At 55.9% G+C, this 17,699-nt stretch carries 22 protein-coding genes and 1 pseudogene; 12 read left to right on the top strand and 11 right to left on the bottom strand.

The genetic code is table 11. From position 1 onward, the window contains the following. Positions 1–312 precede the first annotated feature (312 nt). The 6 genes from RCH06_RS16995 to RCH06_RS16970 form a co-directional block, all read right to left on the bottom strand. Positions 313–1,044 (bottom strand): DNA-binding protein, encoded by a 732-nt coding sequence (locus tag RCH06_RS16995; protein ID WP_327082647.1) that lies wholly within the window; start codon positions 1,042–1,044, stop codon positions 313–315. Between the two features lie 337 nt (positions 1,045–1,381). After that, positions 1,382–2,415 (bottom strand): IS630 family transposase gene (locus RCH06_RS16990; RefSeq protein WP_442799715.1). Its coding sequence is split into 2 segments (ribosomal slippage): positions 1,382–2,223 and positions 2,223–2,415, totalling 1,035 coding nucleotides; the frame shifts between segments, so codons are not numbered across the junction. A gap of 925 nt (positions 2,416–3,340) precedes the next feature. Further along, positions 3,341–4,141, bottom strand: coding sequence for a sulfite exporter TauE/SafE family protein (locus tag RCH06_RS16985; protein WP_327082649.1), 801 nt, complete (start codon positions 4,139–4,141; stop codon positions 3,341–3,343). A 79-nt stretch (positions 4,142–4,220) separates the two neighbouring features. Then, positions 4,221–4,658 (bottom strand): YeeE/YedE family protein, encoded by a 438-nt coding sequence (locus RCH06_RS16980; RefSeq protein ID WP_327082645.1) that lies wholly within the window; start codon positions 4,656–4,658, stop codon positions 4,221–4,223. A gap of 10 nt (positions 4,659–4,668) precedes the next feature. Then, the gene (locus RCH06_RS16975) at positions 4,669–5,097 is read right to left on the bottom strand and encodes a YeeE/YedE family protein (RefSeq protein ID WP_327082644.1); all 429 of its coding nucleotides are present in this window, start codon (positions 5,095–5,097) and stop codon (positions 4,669–4,671) included. Then, positions 5,094–5,429, bottom strand: a complete 336-nt coding sequence (locus tag RCH06_RS16970; RefSeq protein ID WP_442799714.1) for a metalloregulator ArsR/SmtB family transcription factor — start codon at positions 5,427–5,429, stop codon at positions 5,094–5,096. Before RCH06_RS16970 ends, RCH06_RS16975 begins: the two co-directional genes overlap by 4 nt. A 95-nt stretch (positions 5,430–5,524) precedes the next feature. Here RCH06_RS16970 and RCH06_RS16965 point away from each other — a divergent pair, with 95 nt between their 5' ends. From RCH06_RS16965 to RCH06_RS16935, 7 genes are all read left to right on the top strand, one after another. Beyond that, on the top strand, positions 5,525–6,274 hold the full coding sequence (locus RCH06_RS16965; RefSeq protein ID WP_327082643.1) for an MBL fold metallo-hydrolase: 750 nt from the start codon (positions 5,525–5,527) through the stop codon (positions 6,272–6,274). A gap of 64 nt (positions 6,275–6,338) precedes the next feature. Next, positions 6,339–7,118 (top strand): substrate-binding domain-containing protein, encoded by a 780-nt coding sequence (locus RCH06_RS16960; RefSeq protein ID WP_327082641.1) that lies wholly within the window; start codon positions 6,339–6,341, stop codon positions 7,116–7,118. Further along, positions 7,115–7,618 carry a hypothetical protein gene (locus RCH06_RS16955; protein WP_327082640.1) on the top strand — a complete coding sequence of 168 codons (504 nt, stop codon included), beginning with the start codon at positions 7,115–7,117 and terminating at the stop codon, positions 7,616–7,618. Before RCH06_RS16960 ends, RCH06_RS16955 begins: the two co-directional genes overlap by 4 nt. Beyond that, entirely contained in the window at positions 7,615–8,085 is a 471-nt protein-coding gene (locus RCH06_RS16950) for a beta-lactamase hydrolase domain-containing protein (RefSeq protein ID WP_327082639.1), read from the top strand. Before RCH06_RS16955 ends, RCH06_RS16950 begins: the two co-directional genes overlap by 4 nt. Next, positions 8,082–8,213 (top strand): hypothetical protein, encoded by a 132-nt coding sequence (locus RCH06_RS16945; RefSeq protein WP_327082638.1) that lies wholly within the window; start codon positions 8,082–8,084, stop codon positions 8,211–8,213. The genes RCH06_RS16950 and RCH06_RS16945 overlap by 4 nt, the downstream gene beginning before the upstream one ends. Positions 8,214–8,276: 63 nt before the next feature. Continuing rightward, the gene (locus tag RCH06_RS16940; protein WP_327082637.1) at positions 8,277–8,810 is read left to right on the top strand and encodes a hypothetical protein; all 534 of its coding nucleotides are present in this window, start codon (positions 8,277–8,279) and stop codon (positions 8,808–8,810) included. Between the two features lie 118 nt (positions 8,811–8,928). After that, entirely contained in the window at positions 8,929–9,339 is a 411-nt protein-coding gene (locus RCH06_RS16935) for a DUF302 domain-containing protein (RefSeq protein WP_327082636.1), read from the top strand. 80 nt (positions 9,340–9,419) lie between these two features. Here RCH06_RS16935 and RCH06_RS16930 read toward each other — a convergent pair whose 3' ends face one another. Beyond that, a complete protein-coding gene (locus tag RCH06_RS16930; RefSeq protein WP_327082635.1) occupies positions 9,420–9,914 on the bottom strand; it encodes a hypothetical protein in 495 nt (164 codons plus the stop codon). Between RCH06_RS16930 and RCH06_RS16925 the strand changes: the two genes are divergently transcribed. Next, a complete protein-coding gene (locus RCH06_RS16925; RefSeq protein WP_327082634.1) occupies positions 9,913–11,451 on the top strand; it encodes an IS3 family transposase in 1,539 nt (512 codons plus the stop codon). The two genes, RCH06_RS16930 and RCH06_RS16925, sit on opposite strands and share 2 nt — an antisense overlap. A gap of 71 nt (positions 11,452–11,522) precedes the next feature. On the opposite strand, the gene RCH06_RS16920 is transcribed toward RCH06_RS16925, so the two are convergent. Next, positions 11,523–12,638, bottom strand: coding sequence for a YeeE/YedE family protein (locus tag RCH06_RS16920; protein ID WP_327082633.1), 1,116 nt, complete (start codon positions 12,636–12,638; stop codon positions 11,523–11,525). 649 nt (positions 12,639–13,287) lie between these two features. Here RCH06_RS16920 and RCH06_RS16915 point away from each other — a divergent pair. Further along, entirely contained in the window at positions 13,288–13,647 is a 360-nt protein-coding gene (locus RCH06_RS16915; protein ID WP_327082632.1) for an ArsR/SmtB family transcription factor, read from the top strand. A gap of 8 nt (positions 13,648–13,655) precedes the next feature. Here the strand turns inward: RCH06_RS16915 and RCH06_RS16910 are convergent, their stop codons facing one another. Continuing rightward, on the bottom strand, positions 13,656–14,069 hold the full coding sequence (locus RCH06_RS16910) for a DsrE family protein (protein WP_327082631.1): 414 nt from the start codon (positions 14,067–14,069) through the stop codon (positions 13,656–13,658). Between the two features lie 770 nt (positions 14,070–14,839). Here RCH06_RS16910 and RCH06_RS16905 point away from each other — a divergent pair. Then, positions 14,840–15,703, top strand: a complete 864-nt coding sequence (locus RCH06_RS16905; protein ID WP_327082630.1) for an MBL fold metallo-hydrolase — start codon at positions 14,840–14,842, stop codon at positions 15,701–15,703. Continuing rightward, on the top strand, positions 15,700–16,191 hold the full coding sequence (locus RCH06_RS16900; protein WP_327082629.1) for a thioredoxin fold domain-containing protein: 492 nt from the start codon (positions 15,700–15,702) through the stop codon (positions 16,189–16,191). Before RCH06_RS16905 ends, RCH06_RS16900 begins: the two co-directional genes overlap by 4 nt. Positions 16,192–16,309: 118 nt before the next feature. On the opposite strand, the pseudogene RCH06_RS16895 reads toward RCH06_RS16900, so the two are convergent. Together RCH06_RS16895 and RCH06_RS16890 are read right to left on the bottom strand one after the other, a co-directional pair. Continuing rightward, positions 16,310–16,534: pseudogene (locus RCH06_RS16895) on the bottom strand (HNH endonuclease); the annotation flags it as partial. A gap of 19 nt (positions 16,535–16,553) precedes the next feature. Beyond that, entirely contained in the window at positions 16,554–16,973 is a 420-nt protein-coding gene (locus RCH06_RS16890; protein ID WP_327082628.1) for a class II glutamine amidotransferase, read from the bottom strand. A 360-nt stretch (positions 16,974–17,333) separates the two neighbouring features. Here RCH06_RS16890 and RCH06_RS17915 point away from each other — a divergent pair, with 360 nt between their 5' ends. Further along, positions 17,334–17,642 carry a hypothetical protein gene (locus RCH06_RS17915; RefSeq protein WP_442799713.1) on the top strand — a complete coding sequence of 103 codons (309 nt, stop codon included), beginning with the start codon at positions 17,334–17,336 and terminating at the stop codon, positions 17,640–17,642. Positions 17,643–17,699: the final 57 nt, after the last annotated feature.

Below are 17,699 nucleotides of genomic sequence, written 5' to 3'. Positions count from 1 at the left end.
CCGATGCAGTTTGAGGAAAACTGGCTTGCGGCTCAGGCCCATCAAGCCCGTTCATGATCTCGGTTATGGGATACGGAATCCAGGGGCAAGGTCACATTCGTCACCATCGCAGGCCCCTTCGCTACGCGCCCCCACCTCTTCGAGTTGGGTACGGGGCCAGTTATCGGGCGGTGGTCTTTTGTATCCAGACCCACCGCCCGATAACTAAAAAATCCATATCGGCTTCGCGACCAGAACGGCACCGATTCAAATAAAAAGAACGTCTTCTCTGATTGGAAAAACTAAACGCATTCGTGTCAGAGCGGGTTTGACTTAACTCTCATGCGCTTGAACAACATGTGGCGCTGGCGCACTTGGTGGATCAAACATTCGATCAGTAATTATTTCCAATCGACCCCGGTAAGTTGCCAATTCAATCTTCGTAGCGTTCAGTTCAATTAGGGTCTGAGAATGCTGGCGCCGAAAAATATCAACCTCACGCTCGATCTCCGCTGCGTGGCGAAGCAATTCATTGCGCTCCAACTCAGCTTTACCAAGATTTACCCCGGCTTCTAGCTCAGCTGCTCGTGCTGCTGCCTCCGCAACTCGACCGCGCTCAATTTCTGTCTCCTGCTGTGTACACCTGCCAGAAAGACTGTCCCGGTCTGAGCGGATAGATGCAACCTCCTGGACGAGTGCGTCTCGCTCAATGAGAAGCCGATGGGACTCTTCTTCCAGCGACTCAGCGTCCGCAGTCGCAGCGTCCATTTGAATTCGCCACCTTTTATCAGCTTCGGAACACGCTGCCTTGGCATGCGCCTCCAATGCCTTCACCATCATTTCTGGAATTTGAGTGGTCGAGGCTAAAGATCTCTTGGCTGCTCTCCATTGACGAAGTAACGGGCCAATCGTTGAATAGCTTCCACCGATAATTTTTTTGACCACCAAATTAGTGAGCTCTACGCCGCCTACGATGAGCAAATCGGCAGTGCTATGAACCTGCTCTGCTGTAAGGCCTTTACGCCCAGGCTTACCTTTGCCAGTAGGGTCAGTGTTAGTTTCCATTTGGTTTGAATTCCTTGTCTAATTTCGTAACGTAATTTCTGTCTTTGCGTAATTCATCTGATTACAGAATACCAAGCTGCCTTCACAGAATTACGATCAAGCCCACTGCCAAGTCATTACCTTGGACTGCTTGCTCGCGTTATATGGAAAAGCGAAATTCCAAAGAATTTTGAGCTGCAAAGTCAGCGTATCAAAAATCTCCTCACAAGTGTTGCCACGAGCCAGTTTTTGACAGGTCTAGTTTGACCCGTGTTTGAGTTGTGGAAAATGTTCGGGAGCCAGAGTGAACGCTCCAATGCCATGGAGGTCTTGAACTGAGCGCCTTTGTCCCGCTTACTCACCAGTCAGTAATATAGGAGACAGAAGGATGGCGGAAAAATGCCTTCACCAGGGCTGAGTCGTTCGCGATATTTTGCAGCTGCGCATCCACACGGCATTGCAGATTTTCACCCGCCTTCAGCGGTGAGCGCGCCACGCCCGTACGCTTGGCGTAGCTCCATACCAATTCGTCTGGATTGAGGTCTGGGGCATAACCGGGCAAGAAGTGCAGTAGCAGTTTCCCGCGGGTGCTGGCCACATATTGTTTGACGCAAGCTGACTTGTGGGCAGGCAGTCCATCGACCACCAGACGCACCGGTTTTTTACGCCGGCGCATCAATTTCTTGAGCAACTCGGCGAATAACTCCCCCGTCAAACCGCCTTTGTAAGTGGCAAACCAGAAAGCACCTTTGGCGCTGACGGCCGATGCGGCACTGATGCTCTGGCGTTGCCCTGGGCGTTCAACCACCGGGGTCTTCCCACGGGGTGCCCAGGTCTTGCCATGCACTGCATCGGCACGAAAGCCAGACTCATCCCAGAACAGAATTTCGGCCCCGCTGCCTTGGGCTTCATTCGCAATGGCTGGGTAGGTCTCGTTCTTCCAGCGCGCTACTGCGTCGGGGTCCTGCTGGTAGGCGCGCTGCAGGGGCTTTTGCGCTGTCAACCCTAAGCGGGCCAGGAGCGCCCCAATGCTGGCCAGCCAGAAGGATACTTCAAAGCGCTCGAGCACAACCTCCTGCACGATTTGGCGCGCCCATAGTCCGACGTCAAAGCCGTATTGGTTGGGGCGCTTGCCGTTGACCCGGCGAAAGACTTGGCGTTCTTGTGCGGGGGTGAGCTTGCGCGGACGTCCTGTCCTTTAGTGGAGCGCAGTGCCCGCAGTCCGTGTCCCCGTCCCTTGGCCATTGCACGGCACTTGTAGCCCCAGGAGCGGTGCATTCCCAGCGATGCGGCTACATCGCCCGGATGCTCGCCTTCGTTCATGCGTTGCACCGCCAGAACCCGCATTTCTTGCAGCGTGTTGTGGGCCAATTTGCGTCCATCTCGTTTCATACCACGTAGGAGAAATATCGAACGACACAGTTCCCTAATTTGTACGCTTAATTACTGACTGGTGAGTAAACCAATTACCTCTCGGATCGGGGCGGCCAATGGCTTTACCGGGCGAGATAGTTGCGAGGGTGTGGGATGTGGAGCACGGCGCTTGCCCTATATTGCAGTGGACTTGATCCGTCTTTGAATACTGCCAGTTCGTCACCTTCGCAGTTCCAAGATGACAGTCAGCAGTTGGCAGAAACCAGCCCGTCAGCTAGTCAGACCCTTCTTTGGCCCTAGCCAATGTTTTGGCGATGACCAAGAAGGGGCGGTTTCAGTTGGATCTGGGAGCGAGGCATAGCCCATCATCAGCGACCGGGCCGACCGCCGGTAGCGCCGCCAGCCACTTGGCGGTTGACTTGAGCCGGGCGAATCGTCTTATTTGCTGGGCGAAGTTTGTAATGTCGGGCCAGTGCTTCGGTTCGGTTTGCTGAACTGCCTACCGAAGCGGCTTCGCCGTGGGTTCTCAAAGGTTCCGTAACGCGCGCCGGAATCTGGTCATTCGACCGGCTCGGGCATTCGCTCGACCAGGCGTTGCAGCGCATCGACTTGGCTTGGCTTGGCTTGCCAGTTGGCGCTCCTGCGTTTGCAGGCGGTTCGCAGCGGTCAGATCCCCGTCCTGGCGCTGCAGCACTTCCATCCGGCGCAGTATCAGTCGCCGCTCCTGCAGCGCCCGAATCGCGCCCCACAGTGCCGCTTCGGTCCCCTCGGCTTGCGCATGCTGCAGCGTCCGTATCGTGAACGTGTGCCCCGTATGGCAAAGGTACCTGCATGACCGCGTTCAGGTGGGAGACTTGCTCGAATGTGTTGGCCCGAGTGTCATCGAAAAGATAGCCGTTTCCTGATGGGTTTTTGGGCAGCAGATAGCTGGCGTAGCCGCCACTCACAGAAACGATTTGCCGATCATGCCGATCGCTACCAATGCTGAAATTGCAGCAAATCCCTTTTGCAGCTGCGGCCCGGCCAGTCGAGATGCAATGAGCCGACCACCCATCATTCCTGCGAGCGCACCGCCGCAAAACGGAATCGCGATGGCCCAGTTCAGGTGACCGGCGAGCGTACTGGACAGCACACCACTGGCCGACACCAGGGCAATGACCGCCAATGATGTCGCCACCACTGATTTCATCGACAAGTCCGTGTAGCGCTGCAAGGCTGGAACCAGTACAAAACCACCGCCGACGCCCAACAAACCCGACAAAAATCCGGTCACCGTTCCCGATAGCGCCACGGACCGTGCACAACGAGTCGTCCAGACAAACCGACCGCTTTCGGCGTCCCGAATGCACGGCGGCGCTTGGTGATTGCCAGGTTCCGATTCAATAGCTTCTGCCTGGGCCTTTTGAAACGTCCGATAGGCAACGAACAGCAAGACGCCGGCGAACAAAACGCCTAGCCAGCGGTTGTCCATTCTGTGGGCCAGCCAAGTGCCCAGCGGCGAAAACAATATGCCACTACCAGCCATCAATAAAGCAGCCTTGTAACGCACTGCGCCGGCTTTGAGACCGAGGCCAGCACCTAGCGCAGCAGCCATTCCCACAGCCAGCAGGCCAATCGGTGCCGCTTCTGCCACGCTCAGTCCGACGCCAAAAATAAGCAGAGGTACCGCCAGTATGCCGCCCCCTGCACCGGTCAAGGCCAGGATGATGCCAACCAACAGGCCTAGTCCAAGGATGATCACGATACCGTCCGCCCGGCTGAGTCTTCGCGCTGCCGGCCTTCGATGGGCGCAGCCAGCGGTAAGTAGGGCGTCAGATTCACTGTCATGCTGTTTTTTCGGCAGTGGACTGGGCGCGGCGCTCCAGGACTTCAAAAATGCCCATGCCGACCAGCATGGCCAATGTGAAGATCATCGGCTTGTTGCCCCCTGTAGCGAGTGACGCCAGCACCGGGCCGGGGCAGTAGCCCGCCAGGCCCCAGCCGACACCGAACGTCAACCCGCCCAGTACCAGGCGGCGGTCAATTTGGCGTGCTGTCGGCAGCTGCATCGGCCCACCGAGCAGCGCCTTCGACCGACTACGAGCCAAGCGAGATGCGATCAGACCCATGCCAATCGCGCCGCCCATCACAAACGCAAGGGACGGATCCCAGGCGCCTGCCAAATCCAAAAAACCGGTGACCTTGGACGGATCGGTCATGCCCGAAACAATCAGGCCGAGGCCAAAAATCAGGCCAGCAAACAAAGCCATCAACAGTTGCATGATGATTTCCTCAATTGATCAAATGGCGAACGACGAACACGACCGCGAATCCAGCCACCATGAAGGCTGCTGTGGCGACCATGGAGCGCGGTGACAACCGAGACAGGCCACTTACGCCGTGCCCACTGGTGCAGCCCGAGCCATAACGGGTACCCAGCCCCACCAGCAGACCGGCCACAACGAGCAGACCGGTGTCCGCATCGATTTGCACCGCAGGCAGCGGTGCGACCATTTGATACAGCAGCGGCGCAACCACCAAGCCGGCGATGAAAGCCACGCGCCAGCCAATGCCACCGGCGCTGGGGCGCAGCAGCCCACCCAGGATGCCACTGATGCCCGCGATCTTGCCGTTGAGCAACAGCAGCATCGCGGTGGCTGCGCCAATCAACACCCCACCGGCCAGCGATGTCCAGGGCGTGAAGTGGATCCAATCAATCATGGTTTTTCGCCGGTGGCTGGCGCGCAAAACCGCTGGTAAAGCACCTGCATCACGGCCAGTGCGTCCTCGCTGGCAATGCTGTAGAAAATTTGCTTGCCGTCTCGCCGGGTCGTCACCAACCCCTCTTGGCGCAGCACCGCCAGCTGCTGCGACAAGGTGGGCTGCAGCACCCCAACCAAGGTCTCCATCTCGCTAACGCAATGCTCACCCTGCGTGAGCTGGCACAGCAGCAGCAGCCGGTCCGGGTTAGCCAAGGCTTTGAGCAATCGACTGGCGTTGGCAGCAGCCGACTGCATCGCCTGCATGTCCAGTTTGTCAGGGGTGTCCATCATTCATCAGCTCCAGCAGTTAATCAGAAAAATTACAATATATTTGTTTATAGTATATTACAAGGTATGAAGTTTCAAAATGATTGAGGAGAGCTTTGATGATTTTTCGCCAGCTGTTTGAGCCTGTGTCGAGCACCTACACCTACTTGTTGGGCTGTGAGGAAACCGGTCAGGCCGTGTTGATTGACCCAGTGATCAATGCCATTGAGCGCGACCTGGCAGAGCTCTACCGACTGGGCCTGACGCTGGCCTACAGCGTGGACACGCACATCCACGCCGACCACATCACCGCGGCACTTGAGTTAAAAAACAAGGTGGGCAGCAAGATTGCTGCACCGGCCTTCGACCGTCTGCCCTGCGCAGATGTCGGTATTGAAGAAGGCGTGCCGCTCAAGCTGGGCAGCATCGAGTTGCAGCCCTTGCACACGCCGGGTCACACCGCAGGCCATTTTGCGTACCGGGTTGGGGAGCGGCTTTTTACCGGGGATGCGCTGCTGATCGACGGTTGCGGACGCACTGACTTCCAGAACGGTGATTCCGATGCACTGTACTCAAGCGTCACAGAAAAACTGTTTGCACTGCCCGAGGACACGCTGGTGTATCCCGCGCACGACTACAAAGGTCGGCGTGTTTCTTCTGTCGCACAAGAGAAAAAACGCAACCCCCGGCTTGGCGAGCAGCGTACCCGGGAAGAATTCAAGCAGATCATGGCCAGCTTGAACCTGCCCTATCCGACGTTCATCGACTACGCGGTTCCGGGCAATCAGCAGTGCGGCGTCTGCCCGGACCATCTGCCCAATGAGTTGCAGAAATACTGCCTTCAAATGACGCAAAGCATTCAGGGCTGACAGCCAATTACCCACGCGACTTATTCGACTCACTTTGCCACCAACACACCTTAAAGGACTCCTCATGAAACTGCCCCGGCTCTTGTCCAAATGGCTCCCTCTCGTTGCGTTCACTGTTGCCGTTGCTGCAACCCACGCGGAGGCAAAAGAAGCGATCAACGTTTATGGCCCCGGTGGACCCGCACCAGCCATGCAGGAAGCTGCCAAGGCCTTCGGCGAGGCCCACAACGTGACAGTGAACGTCACCGCCGGGCCGACGACTCAATGGCTTGAAAAAGCCAAACAAGATGCTGATATCGTGTTCAGCGGCGCTGAAAACATGATGAGCGATTTTGCCAAGGCGTTGCCAGGGGCCTTCGAGCTGCGAGATGCCGAGCCTCTTTACTTGCGTCCCGTTGCAATCTTGGTTCGCCCCGGCAATCCAAAGAATATCCGGGGCTTTCACGATTTACTGAAGCCTGGTGTGAAGGTGCTCACTGTCGCTGGCGCGGGCCAAACAGGGCTTTGGGAAGATGTTGCCGGGCGAACTGGCGACATCGGCATGGTTCGTGCCTTCCGAAAAAACATGGTCTTTCCAGAAGCGGCCAACAGCGGCGCCGCCAAGCAGCAGTGGATTGAACACAAAGACATCGACGCCTGGCTGATCTGGAATATCTGGCAGGTGGCCAATCCGAACCTGGCTGAAGTCGTACAAATGGATGAGCCGTTTCGGATTTACCGGGACGCGGGTGTCGTGTTGACGCGTAAGGGCAGTGCAACACCACTGGCCAAGGATTTCGCCGAGTTCCTGCGTTCTCCAGCGGGCGCCAAAATATTTGCGAAATGGGGCTGGGACGCTCCGTGACACAAACTCTCCCCATCGCATCGCAGACCTCACTTCTGAAGGAAGCCGTACGGTCCGGCACGATTGCCTCAATCGTGATGATGCCGTTTGGTTTTGGGTTCAAGACCTTGGGCCTGCGGGTCGGACATTACGGACCGAAACTGGGTGAGTTCCTCTTTGGATTGCAGCCCGCGCCCTGGATGCAGATGCTATTGCTCGTTCAGCATCTGTTGATTGGCTGGCTGTCAGCTATGCCGCTGCTGCTGTTCTGGCGGTGGACGTCTCCTCGCTCGCCTGCATTGGCCGACGGTTTGCTCTATGGGGCGTTTTATTACCTCACCGTCAATGCCCTGGTCTTGCCAGCGATTTTTGGCGACGCATTTCCCTGGCAACTTGGCTGGTCCTTCGTTTATCCAAGTCTTGTAGTGCATCTGATTTTCGGCCTGTCGCTTGCCGTGACGGTGCACGCATTTCATACCCACCCTGTTTTTATTGCCGTCAACCCCAAAGGATCATCATGAGCCAGTTCAAACCTGTAGAAGATAACGTCTTCATTGGCCCGCAGCCTTCACCCGACGACCTGGAAGACGCACGGCAGCTTGGGATCAAAACTGTGATCGACTTCCGATTGCCGTCCGAAACCGCTTCTCCGAATGAGACGCTGGTAAAGCGCTATGGTCTCGACTACATCAACATTCCTGTGAATAAAGCACTGCCTTCAGAGCGCCAGATTGACGACTTGGAGGTGGCAATGCAGACCAAGCAAGGCCCCTTTTTGCTTCACTGCGCCACTGGGGCGCGTGCGGCATTGCTGCTCGCATTGAGCACAGCGAGGAAAAATGGCTGGACGGTTGAGCAGACCTTTGCGCACGCACAAACGATGGGATTCGACCTGCGGACATCGCCTGCCTTCTCAAGTTTCGTTAATCAGGTCATCAGCTCCAATGCACGGCAGGCAGACAAGTTGATTGCGCCGGAGGGCACATGACCAAAGGAGCATCAGTGTCGAAAATCGTCGTGCTTGTTCTGGCCTTCATTGGCCTCGTCGCCATTTTTGGACTGGTCGGTATGGGCTTCAGGCATTTCAGCATGATGGATTGGATGGATATGCGGTGACATTTCCAAGCCCGCATCAGCCGTCAACTTCTGTTTATTCACACGCACTAAAAGGAAATAGCCATGTCTCCCACCTACTTCAAACCGGCCCGGCTTGTCGCACTTTTGGCGCTAAGCATTGTCTCGGCCGTCAGCTCGCTGGCGATGGCCGAGCCGCTCAACGTGCAGGCTGTCATGGTTCCCAAAGAACAAATCAGGCTGGACTTCAAGGACGGTTCGGGGCATTTCGTCCTGATGGTCCGCCGCGAAGGCACCGCAGCTGGCACCGGTCTTCTGGATGACGCGGCCATCTCAGAGTTTGGCCGCCACGATATCGTTCCTGGTGTCAGCGGAGACCCTAGTGGCTATTTGGTCGCCACCAAAGGCGAGGGCAACCTGGCTTATCTCAAATGGACGGTACGAGCGATCTTCCTGCCCGGAAAGGACGGCAAGCCCGAGATCAACGACAACGGTTTTTGGGAAGTTGTGGGCGGCACGGGAACCTTCAAAGGACTGAAAGGCGCCGGCACACTCCATATCAAATCGGTGTCTCCTACCGATCGACTCTTCAAGCTTGAGGGTGAGATGGTGCTGCCCCCGCAACCCACACGTCCGTGACCATCGCAATTGCGCGCAGCGTGGCTGCGCGCGCGAAAACGCTGAGGTTCGAGAGGCAAAAGTCGCCTGCCTAACCCTATTTTTTTAATCAACCACCCAAAATTTAACGGAGAACGCAGTGAACACAACGAACTCGATGAACACAAAGTATGGCTTCGGAAAATCAGTCGCCACCCCCTTTGCCGAAACGGTCGCCCGCGTCACCAAGGCGCTGAGCGACGAAGGCTTCGGCATTCTCACCGACATCGATGTCGCGGCCACGATGAAGGCCAAACTTAACCAGGACATGCCGCCCTACCGCATCCTGGGCGCGTGCAATCCCCCGCTTGCGCACCGCGCCATCCAGGCTGAACCCTCCATCGGATTGCTGCTGCCGTGCAATGTGGTGGTGCGCGAGGATGAGGCTGGCAATGTCCGCGTCGAATTCATGGACACGGACGCGGTGTTGAAGCTGGTCGGGAAACCAGAAATTGATGCGTTGGCGACGGAGGTGCGCCAGCGTCTTGATCGGGTCATGGCGGCGGTTTAGCTTCAAAATGCCGTCGGGCTGGAAGCCGGTTTAGACAGTTTAAATAAGTAATTATGTTACCGCCGGTGTCGAATTGACATCTACGCTAACAAACATACACCCACCAACGTCCCATTGCCGGCACAGGCGGAACAAAGCTGCTCAACAGCTTCCGCCACACATTGGCTGTCACATGTGATACGAAAGCAGTGCTCTAAATTGCCGGGACATTTAGGACATTCGGCGGCAACACACCGGGCCTTTAGCTGGTATTCAAAAAATCCCTTTTCCCGACACCAAGCATGTAGCTGCATCGGCTCCATGGCGTTTGTTTCGAGCAGCGCCTGTAGACGCGGAGTTGCTCTCCAAGATTGCGCCGGCAGGTCATCGGGCAGCGGTGCCGTGGGAGCACTGGCTGCAACTTTTTGATTGGACTTGCTGGTCCACTTTCTCAACGTCCCCACGTTCATATTCAAATCGTTGGCTACGTCTTGGACGCTGCGCATGCCGCGACCCCTGACTTTGATCGGGGCCTGCTCACGGAATTCAATTGTGGGGGTGCGGCGGAAAACTTGGACTACTTGAAAGTAGTTCATGTATTCTTACGAAGACCGCATTCGCGCCGTCAGGCTCTACATAAAACTCGGCAAACGCACTGGAGCGACCATTCGGCAGCTGGGGTACCCAACAAAGAACGCGCTTAAGAGCTGGCATCGAGAATACGAACAGAGCCGCGATTTGCCGGCGGGCTATGTGCTTTTAAGGCCGAAGTATTCAGACGAACAGAAGAAAGTGGCCGCCCAGCACTACCTGGACCACGATCGCTGCCTGACTGGAACCCTGAAGGCACTAGGATACCCGTGCCGCGATACGCTCGCAGCCTGGGTCGATGAGCTGCATCCCGAAACGAGGAAACGCATTGTCGGCAAAGCGCGCAGCGTGCCGCGCCCTCAAGCGCTAAAGCAGGCAGCCGTCATCGAGCTGTGCACCCGGCAGACAAGTGCGCAAGCCATTGCACAAAAGCTGGCCGTGAGCAGGCCGACGCTGTACCAATGGAAAAATCAATTACTGGGTCCTGAGGCTCCCGCATCCATGAAACCCAACAACGATTCACCGCCTGATCCTGAGCGGGCAGAGCTGGAGCGGCAAGTCGAATCGCTTCGACGCGACGTCCGGCAACTGCAGCTTGAACACGATATCTTGAAGAAGGCCAATGAACTGTTAAAAAAAGGCCTGGGCGTCGACCTGCCGCTCCTGAGCAACCAGGAGAAGACCCGGCTGGTTGACGCCCTGAGAGACACCTACGCGCTGCCAGAGCTCTTCGCCGAACTTGATCTAGCCCGCAGCTCCTACTTTTATCATCGGGCACGGCTACGGCTCGCCGACAAGTATGCAGATGCGCGTCTTGCCATCACACAAGTGTTCGAACGGAATCACCGCTGCTACGGTTATCGACGGCTACGGGCGGCATTGGGCAGGCAGAAGTTTTGCCTCTCGGAGAAAGTCGTACAGCGTTTGATGAGACAGGAATGCCTGTCTGTGGCCGTGAAGAAGCGGCGCCGATACGGCTCGTACCTGGGAGAAATCAGCCCGGCCCCGGACAATCTCATCAACCGCGACTTCCAGGCTGCAGCCCCGAATGAGAAGTGGCTCACTGACATCACGGAATTCCATATCCCGGCTGGCAAGGTATACCTGTCGCCCATCATCGACTGCTTCGATGGCTTGGTTGTCAGCTGGACAGTTGGCACACGGCCTGATGCCGAGCTCGTGAACACGATGTTGGACGCTGCTATAGAGACGCTGGCCAACAGCAATGACCGGCCCGTCGTCCACTCTGATCGCGGTGCGCACTATCGCTGGCCTGGCTGGCTCACCCGGATGGACGATGCAAAGCTCATTCGCTCGATGTCGCGCAAGGGGTGCTCGCCAGATAATGCGGCCTGCGAGGGCTTCTTCGGGCGGCTGAAAACGGAATTGTTTTACCCTCGAAACTGGCAGGCCACAACCATTGAACAATTCATTCAGGTCGTTGACTCTTACATCCGCTGGTATAACGAAAAGCGGATCAAAATATCCCTCGGCTCACTTAGTCCCCTCGAATACCGGGATAGCCTTGGAATTCCGGCATAAACCAGTCCAAGATTTCCGCCGCACCCCCGCGAGGTCAATTTTGCGTCAGCGCCAACAACAGAGTCCAGCACTTACCCCATGCGATCCAGACGCCGCTCTTGATAGCGCAGCGCGAGGATACAACCCGCGAGAATGCTGGCTACTGCAAGCAGACTTCCAAGCGAAAGAGTAGACACGCCTGACAAGCCTTGACCAACGGTACAGCCAAGCGCGGTAACACCGCCTACACCCATCAACGCAGCACCAGCGAGGTGATTGGCGGTATCTTCGGTGTTCGCAAAGCCCTCCCAGCGAAAGCGGCCGGTGGCAAGGGATACGACCGTTGAGCCTCCAATCACACCTGCCACACTGACGATGCCGATGGTCAGGACCTTGGTTTTGTCGCTGAAGAACAGTAGCCAGTCGAGTGCATAGCCAACAGGCGCCGCCATGCTGAGAGCTTCCATCCGGCGCGAGTTTGTGCCAATGAAATTTTCCTGAAGTGTGGAAGGGTCTTCCGCAACATACCCGAGCCACCCCGATACCCACCACAGCGCGACGATGGTGGCGCCAATTCCTGCACCCCCGAGCCACACCTGTAATGTACGACCCGCGGGTTTTCGTAATACCCACGCCGTCAGCACCACGCCCACAGCCAAACCAAGCAAGGGGGCAAGTACCCGCGTCGACAAGCCCGTTGTTGCAGCGATCAGGGTCGGTAGGTCTTGCCCTGAAGGCAGTTCGAACGCCCACCGATCAACTGTGCCGACCCGCAACACTGCCGTGATGCCCTTGAGCGTCGCGAAGGCCGTTACGCCCAAAACGAGCAAGACGACTAGAGACTTGAGGTTGCCACCTCCTAGCCGAACCAGGCTTTTACTGCCACAGCCGGACGCTAGTACCATTCCGAAACCAAACAGCAGACCACCCGCAATCATGGATGCCCATAGCAGTTTGGGCCCCGCGTACAGACTGTTGGCGGCCTGGACCCAGCCCAGTCCAACCATGACATTGAAACCAACCACTGCGACTGCCACGGCCAACACCCACATGCGCATGCGGGTCCAGTCGCCCATGGTTACTATATCGGCGATCGCGCCCATAGTGCAGAAATGCGTGCCTTGCGCAATGGCGCCGAATACTACTGACAACGTAAATGCGGAGCATAGAACGAGAGTAGTCAGGTCAGACATGTCGGATACTTGCATAACGCTATTGTCGCGTAGCCAGCATCTTCACCTAAAGCAATCTGGATATCCGAGGTGTACAGGAAGCGCAGGGTCTCAGCTCGTGATGAAAACCAATGCGCTTCTGTGTACGGCCAAGATACTGTCAACTGAAACCGCATAGTCCGCACACACCACGCCGCGTCGTTCGCCGAGGTTAGGCCGGCGTTTGAGGCACTGGCGCATCATGAGCAACCAAATGCGTCACGCCCTTTTTTAATGGTGAAATAGCGAAAACCCGCAGCCATTGGTTACAAAAACCTCAACTGCAGGTGAACCACCTATGACATTCGAGTGAAAGGCCAACCGGCCACATTCAGAGCACGGAACGAGCCCCTCCAAACCTCCAGGCCGATGGTGTGCAGGGCTAGCAAGCTCAGACCCGGACCGGCCATCACTGCCGGCCTGATAGTCTCATTGTTTGAGATCCTCATTTTGATGTTCAGCATCACGCTGTTAAAGTGTCAATAAATGCCTCCGTTTGATCATAAAGAGGGCTCGGGGGAGGACAAACAATGCCATGAACATTTTCTGATCCTGAATTTCGACGCTAACAAATTGGTACATCAGAATGAGCGTACATTAATTATTTTCAAACCATTAAAAGGCAGCCCTATAGGCTAAAAAATCAATGGGAAAGCTTGCTTCAGCTCCGACTCCGACTCCGACTCCGACATCGTCAACGGAGTCTGATCAGGTTTTTGAGGCCGCGGCAGAAATCTTTCGCGTGATGTCAGCACCGATGCGGCTAAAGATCATTAGCAGTTTGTGCAATGGCGAGAAGAATGTTAGTCAGCTGCTTAACGAGATTGTCACGACTCAACCCAACATGTCGCAACACCTCAACACGCTGTACCAAAATGGCGTTATTGCCAAGCGACGCGATGGCGTGCAGATTTTTTACCGCATCATTAATGATCGGGTGGTGACTCTTTGCCGGGCAATGTGTACTCAGATCGCCATCGAACAAGAGTACGAAACCACCCGATAAATCTAGTGTTATGGCTTGACATAGCTAAAGCCTTCCCTAGCTTGTAGCTTCGCGACTTCCGATACGCCAGACGGCACAATCTTTGCCTCCATAAGAAGCTCGCTAGGCGAAATATCTCTCGTAGTTAGGGTATTGTTGCAGACTCTGAATTCGACTCCGCGACCAACCAGTGTGCTGACAGCAGAACTGAACTCACGTCCTTTGCTGTCCTTGGCATCCTGAAGCATGAAGTCGATACCCTGGCCATTGGATACGACCACAATTTTCGCTTTTGGGTCGGCGTCTAGATGATTTTTGACGTTGTTCAATGCCGCAGACGCAGTTTCGATTCCAGTGGTGACGTGATAAACGGCCTTGATATCTTGCGCGCCTACAAGGCTCACCCAAGTCGCCAAAAAGAACATTAAAAGTGACTTATACATATGTTGGTCCGGTAAAAGTTTGTGCAGGCTTTTTCTCAGCTTTAAGAACGTTCTCACGTCCGCGTATTAGCCCAAATATTTCGGGCTAAATTCACGGCGCATAGGCCTAGAATTTCATTTGGTGCTGCTGATAGGCCGCCCGAGCTTGCGCCCGTTTTATATGTTTTTGTACTGCACCCTAAGCATTCATTGCAGGCTGTGCGATCACGCCCATTTTTTCATTCGCATCATTAACTTCATTCCCAAAAAAATATATTAGTCAATAATAATGTACCGTAGATGCTGGCAAATGTTGCGAGGGTAAATACGGGGACTTCATGGACTCACGGAGAGGGTTTTGGATCCGCGCATCTCGCCAGGCAGGGGTCTGCGACTGCCTGTTTGAGTACAGCAACAGGAAGGCGGCGGGGACAAATACACCACGTGCGGCTTCCATGCCCAGGCAGCAGTTGCACAGGCCGGTCGTAAGTATTGGTAGCCGGGCCAGCGTAGAGGTCGACGCCGCCAACCGCCCTTTTTTTCACTAATACGTTGGAATGATCTGGAAAACCGATGCTCTTTTTAGTTCCATAATGACTTATATTTCAGGGAATTCAGGGCGCTTCGTTGTCGAAGTGTGAGTAAGGTTCCCTGCCAACTCAGAAGGCTCGCTGATGGCAACGCTGCGGTGTATTTTTTGTTCAAGAACCGTTATCTTGTGGTTTCGCGCATGGTTCGTCTTTGCTAGTTGCTGCGGTTGGGTGTGTTCTGCTTCCGGAGCTTCGCCAGAGATGACGGCGGAGAAGATATCTTCAAACGTCTGGTATGTGCAGGGGTTGTCTGCGCTGGGTTCCCCTGCCAATCAAAACTTTATCTCAAACGCCGCGTTTGTGGTGACGCCGGTCGGCGTGGTGGTGATTGATGCATTGGGTTCACCCGTTTTGGCGGAGCGCTTGCTGGCGGAGATTGGTAAGGTGACCAAGCAGCCCGTTACACACGTCATCGTGACACACTATCATGCAGATCACATTTATGGCCTGCAAACCTTCAAGGCGGCCGGTGCACGTATCCTGGCTCAACGTGCTGCAAAAGAGTATATGAGTTCAGTAACGGCGGTAAAAAGGCTTCAAGATTCCCGCCAGACACTTGCGCCTTGGGTCGACGAAAAAACCGTGCTGGTACCGGCTGACCAGTGGATTGACGGCCCAATTACTCTTACCGTCGGTGGCGTGAAGATCGAAATACAACCGGTAGGACCGGCCCACACAGCAGAGGATCTGGTGGTTTATCTGCCCCAAGAAAAAGTGCTGTTCGCCGGTGATCTGGTCTTCCGTCGCCGTATTCCTTTTGTCGGGCAAGCCGACAGCGGCCACTGGATTGCGGCGCTCGATGCATTGCTGGGCTTTGGAGCCGCAGTAGTTGTGCCAGGCCATGGCCCCCTTTCAACGGACGCGAGTACCGACATGCAATCAACGCGCGACTATCTTGTCTATCTTCGCTCTGTCATGGGGCCGGCTGCGCGCAATATGGAACCCTTTGAAGACGCGTATCTGGCCGCCGACTGGAGCCGCTTTGAGTCGCTGCCGCTCTTCGGCGTGGCCAATCGCATGAATGCTTACAACACTTATCTTTTGATGGAGAGCGAAGCACGATGAGCTACCCCACTTCAGAATATGGCCGTGGCCGACGCCAGTGGCTGGTCGCCGCAGGAGCATCGCTGGTATTGCCGCGCCTTTTTGCCGCGGGCGTTCCAACATTGTCGCCTTCGGCTTCCCTGACCGATGAGCTTCGCAATGCTTTGCGCAAAGGTAATCCACTGGTTGTTATGGTCAGTCTGGAGGGTTGTATTTTTTGCAAGGGAGTAAGAGAAAGCCATCTAGTCCCCATGCGCGAGCAGAGCGGTTTGGACGTTGTGCAGGTAGACATGCGCACCAAGCAAGTGAGCCACGATTTCAGGGGGGCTTCAGCCACGCACGAGCAGCTGATTCAGTCTTGGGGTGTTCGGGTCGCTCCCACGGTGCTGTTTTTTGGACCGGGTGGCGTCGAAGTCGCGGAGCGCCTGACGGGCGGTTACATCCCTGATTTTTACGGTGCCTATCTGGACGAGCGTCTGGCTAAGGCGCGAATACGGATCAAGGCATAAAAAAATTGACTTCAAAACATTGCTGCTTACCCTTGATTTGTAAGGACTGCAGCTTGATCCGATTGAAAATACCTAAGGGATGAAGAGCCTCTAAAGTCTGTGAAATCCAGCAAGTTCAGGCTGGAACATAAGGCGTGTAAAGAAGCGGCATTTTGGCTTGCTCAGACGTGTGGGCGCTCTTGCGGTGGTTGCATTCGCGGCACGCGGTGACAACGTTCATCCAGGTGTCGATGCCCTTTTGCGCCAACGGAATGATGTGCTCGCAGGTCAGGTCTTTTTCATGAAAATGCTCGTAGCAATAGGCGCACACATCGTGGTCGCAGGCGCACAATTTACTTTTGGTCGATGCTCCCTGCATTTGCTCAGGCCACTTGTGGGGTCACCCTCCCGGCAGACACGGCCACGATTTCGCCTTCAACAAACGGCTGCCAGTCTGCGGTGCTGAGCGGAACGCTGGCAATCAGCGTTACCGCCTCAAAGCCTGGCGCAACCGTCACGTCCCGGGCATAGAGAGACTGGTCCGCCCTACTGTATGGTTGCGACAACCGGAACAAACCTGGCGGCTCGATACGGCCGGTCGCTCGGCGTATGCGTCTATGGCCTTGGGCAAACCAAATCTCCGCATCCGCATAAAGAAAGTTGGCCGGCCCCAATTGGCGCAGGTCGGCGGCGAATTCGGCGACCACTTCCAATCGCCTCTGGTAGTGCAACATTCGTTCTGTAATTTCCCCGACCATTGAAACTGAACCTGTTTGGAAGTTTCTGGTTTTGGGATTTTCCAATCAGGCCCCTGCCAGGCCGCCGGAGGCCCCCCCCCGATGGCATAGACTGGCAAGCCTCGACCGACATAGAAAGAACGTATTTCCATGGCCCAACGAACCCAACTCGATGCTAGCTGGGTATTCCGGGCGAACGTGAACAGCCATTCCAGTGAACGTGAACGCTGGAATGAGTAGCTCGCGGGGACCGATTCCGGGCGCGTGAACGCTGATTCCGCTGGCGTGAACAGCGATTCCAGTCATCGTGAACGCGGCTCTGGCCTGGGTTGAAAGTGAAGTTGCGCAAGTCAAGACCACCCTGGCGGGTAGGTAGCCTCACTGCATTTAATTGCAGGAAGCCAGATGCCCGCCCGAAAGATCACCATGCGCAAGATCAAGGAAATACTCCGTTTGACCCTGGACGCCAAGCTGCCCTACGAGCAGATTGCCGCGTCGCTTCAGCTCTCCAAAGGCGTCATCTCCAAATACGTCAAGCTCGCCAGCACTGCCGGGCTTGATTGGCCAGCCATCGCGGCCATGGACGAAGGAGCGCTGGAGCGCCAACTGCTGGGCCCGGCAAGAAGCCCGGTCGTCTACGCCCCGCCCGACTACGGCCAGGTCCACGTGGAGCTGCGAGGCAAAGGCGTCACGTTGAGTAACCGTCCGACGAACACCATTCTTGCGCCGGGTTGATGAGCCGGGCAGTATCCGGGGAGTTGCCCACCACGATGGTGTGCACTTAACCCGGAC

Origin of the sequence: Polaromonas sp. CG_9.5, assembly GCF_035984465.1 — a bacterium.
Classification (GTDB): Bacteria; Pseudomonadota; Gammaproteobacteria; order Burkholderiales; family Burkholderiaceae_C; genus Polaromonas.
This window is presented reverse-complemented; position numbering and strand designations above follow the sequence as displayed.

Excerpts from the sequence above, each read along its gene's own strand:
- RCH06_RS16995 (WP_327082647.1), bottom strand. The coding sequence starts at position 1,044 with ATGGAAACTAACACTGACCCTACTGGCAAAGGTAAGCCTGGGCGTAAA.
- RCH06_RS16980 (WP_327082645.1), bottom strand. The coding sequence starts at position 4,658 with ATGCAACTGTTGATGGCTTTGTTTGCTGGCCTGATTTTTGGCCTCGGC.
- RCH06_RS16975 (WP_327082644.1), bottom strand. The coding sequence starts at position 5,097 with ATGATTGATTGGATCCACTTCACGCCCTGGACATCGCTGGCCGGTGGG.
- RCH06_RS16970 (WP_442799714.1), bottom strand. The coding sequence starts at position 5,429 with ATGATGGACACCCCTGACAAACTGGACATGCAGGCGATGCAGTCGGCT.
- RCH06_RS16965 (WP_327082643.1), top strand. The coding sequence starts at position 5,525 with ATGATTTTTCGCCAGCTGTTTGAGCCTGTGTCGAGCACCTACACCTAC.
- RCH06_RS16960 (WP_327082641.1), top strand. The coding sequence starts at position 6,339 with ATGAAACTGCCCCGGCTCTTGTCCAAATGGCTCCCTCTCGTTGCGTTC.
- RCH06_RS16950 (WP_327082639.1), top strand. The coding sequence starts at position 7,615 with ATGAGCCAGTTCAAACCTGTAGAAGATAACGTCTTCATTGGCCCGCAG.
- RCH06_RS16945 (WP_327082638.1), top strand. The coding sequence starts at position 8,082 with ATGACCAAAGGAGCATCAGTGTCGAAAATCGTCGTGCTTGTTCTGGCC.
- RCH06_RS16940 (WP_327082637.1), top strand. The coding sequence starts at position 8,277 with ATGTCTCCCACCTACTTCAAACCGGCCCGGCTTGTCGCACTTTTGGCG.
- RCH06_RS16925 (WP_327082634.1), top strand. The coding sequence starts at position 9,913 with ATGTATTCTTACGAAGACCGCATTCGCGCCGTCAGGCTCTACATAAAA.
- RCH06_RS16930 (WP_327082635.1), bottom strand. The coding sequence starts at position 9,914 with ATGAACTACTTTCAAGTAGTCCAAGTTTTCCGCCGCACCCCCACAATT.
- RCH06_RS16920 (WP_327082633.1), bottom strand. The coding sequence starts at position 12,638 with ATGCAAGTATCCGACATGTCTGACCTGACTACTCTCGTTCTATGCTCC.
- RCH06_RS16915 (WP_327082632.1), top strand. The coding sequence starts at position 13,288 with ATGGGAAAGCTTGCTTCAGCTCCGACTCCGACTCCGACTCCGACATCG.
- RCH06_RS16910 (WP_327082631.1), bottom strand. The coding sequence starts at position 14,069 with ATGTATAAGTCACTTTTAATGTTCTTTTTGGCGACTTGGGTGAGCCTT.
- RCH06_RS16905 (WP_327082630.1), top strand. The coding sequence starts at position 14,840 with ATGACGGCGGAGAAGATATCTTCAAACGTCTGGTATGTGCAGGGGTTG.
- RCH06_RS16900 (WP_327082629.1), top strand. The coding sequence starts at position 15,700 with ATGAGCTACCCCACTTCAGAATATGGCCGTGGCCGACGCCAGTGGCTG.
- RCH06_RS17915 (WP_442799713.1), top strand. The coding sequence starts at position 17,334 with ATGCGCAAGATCAAGGAAATACTCCGTTTGACCCTGGACGCCAAGCTG.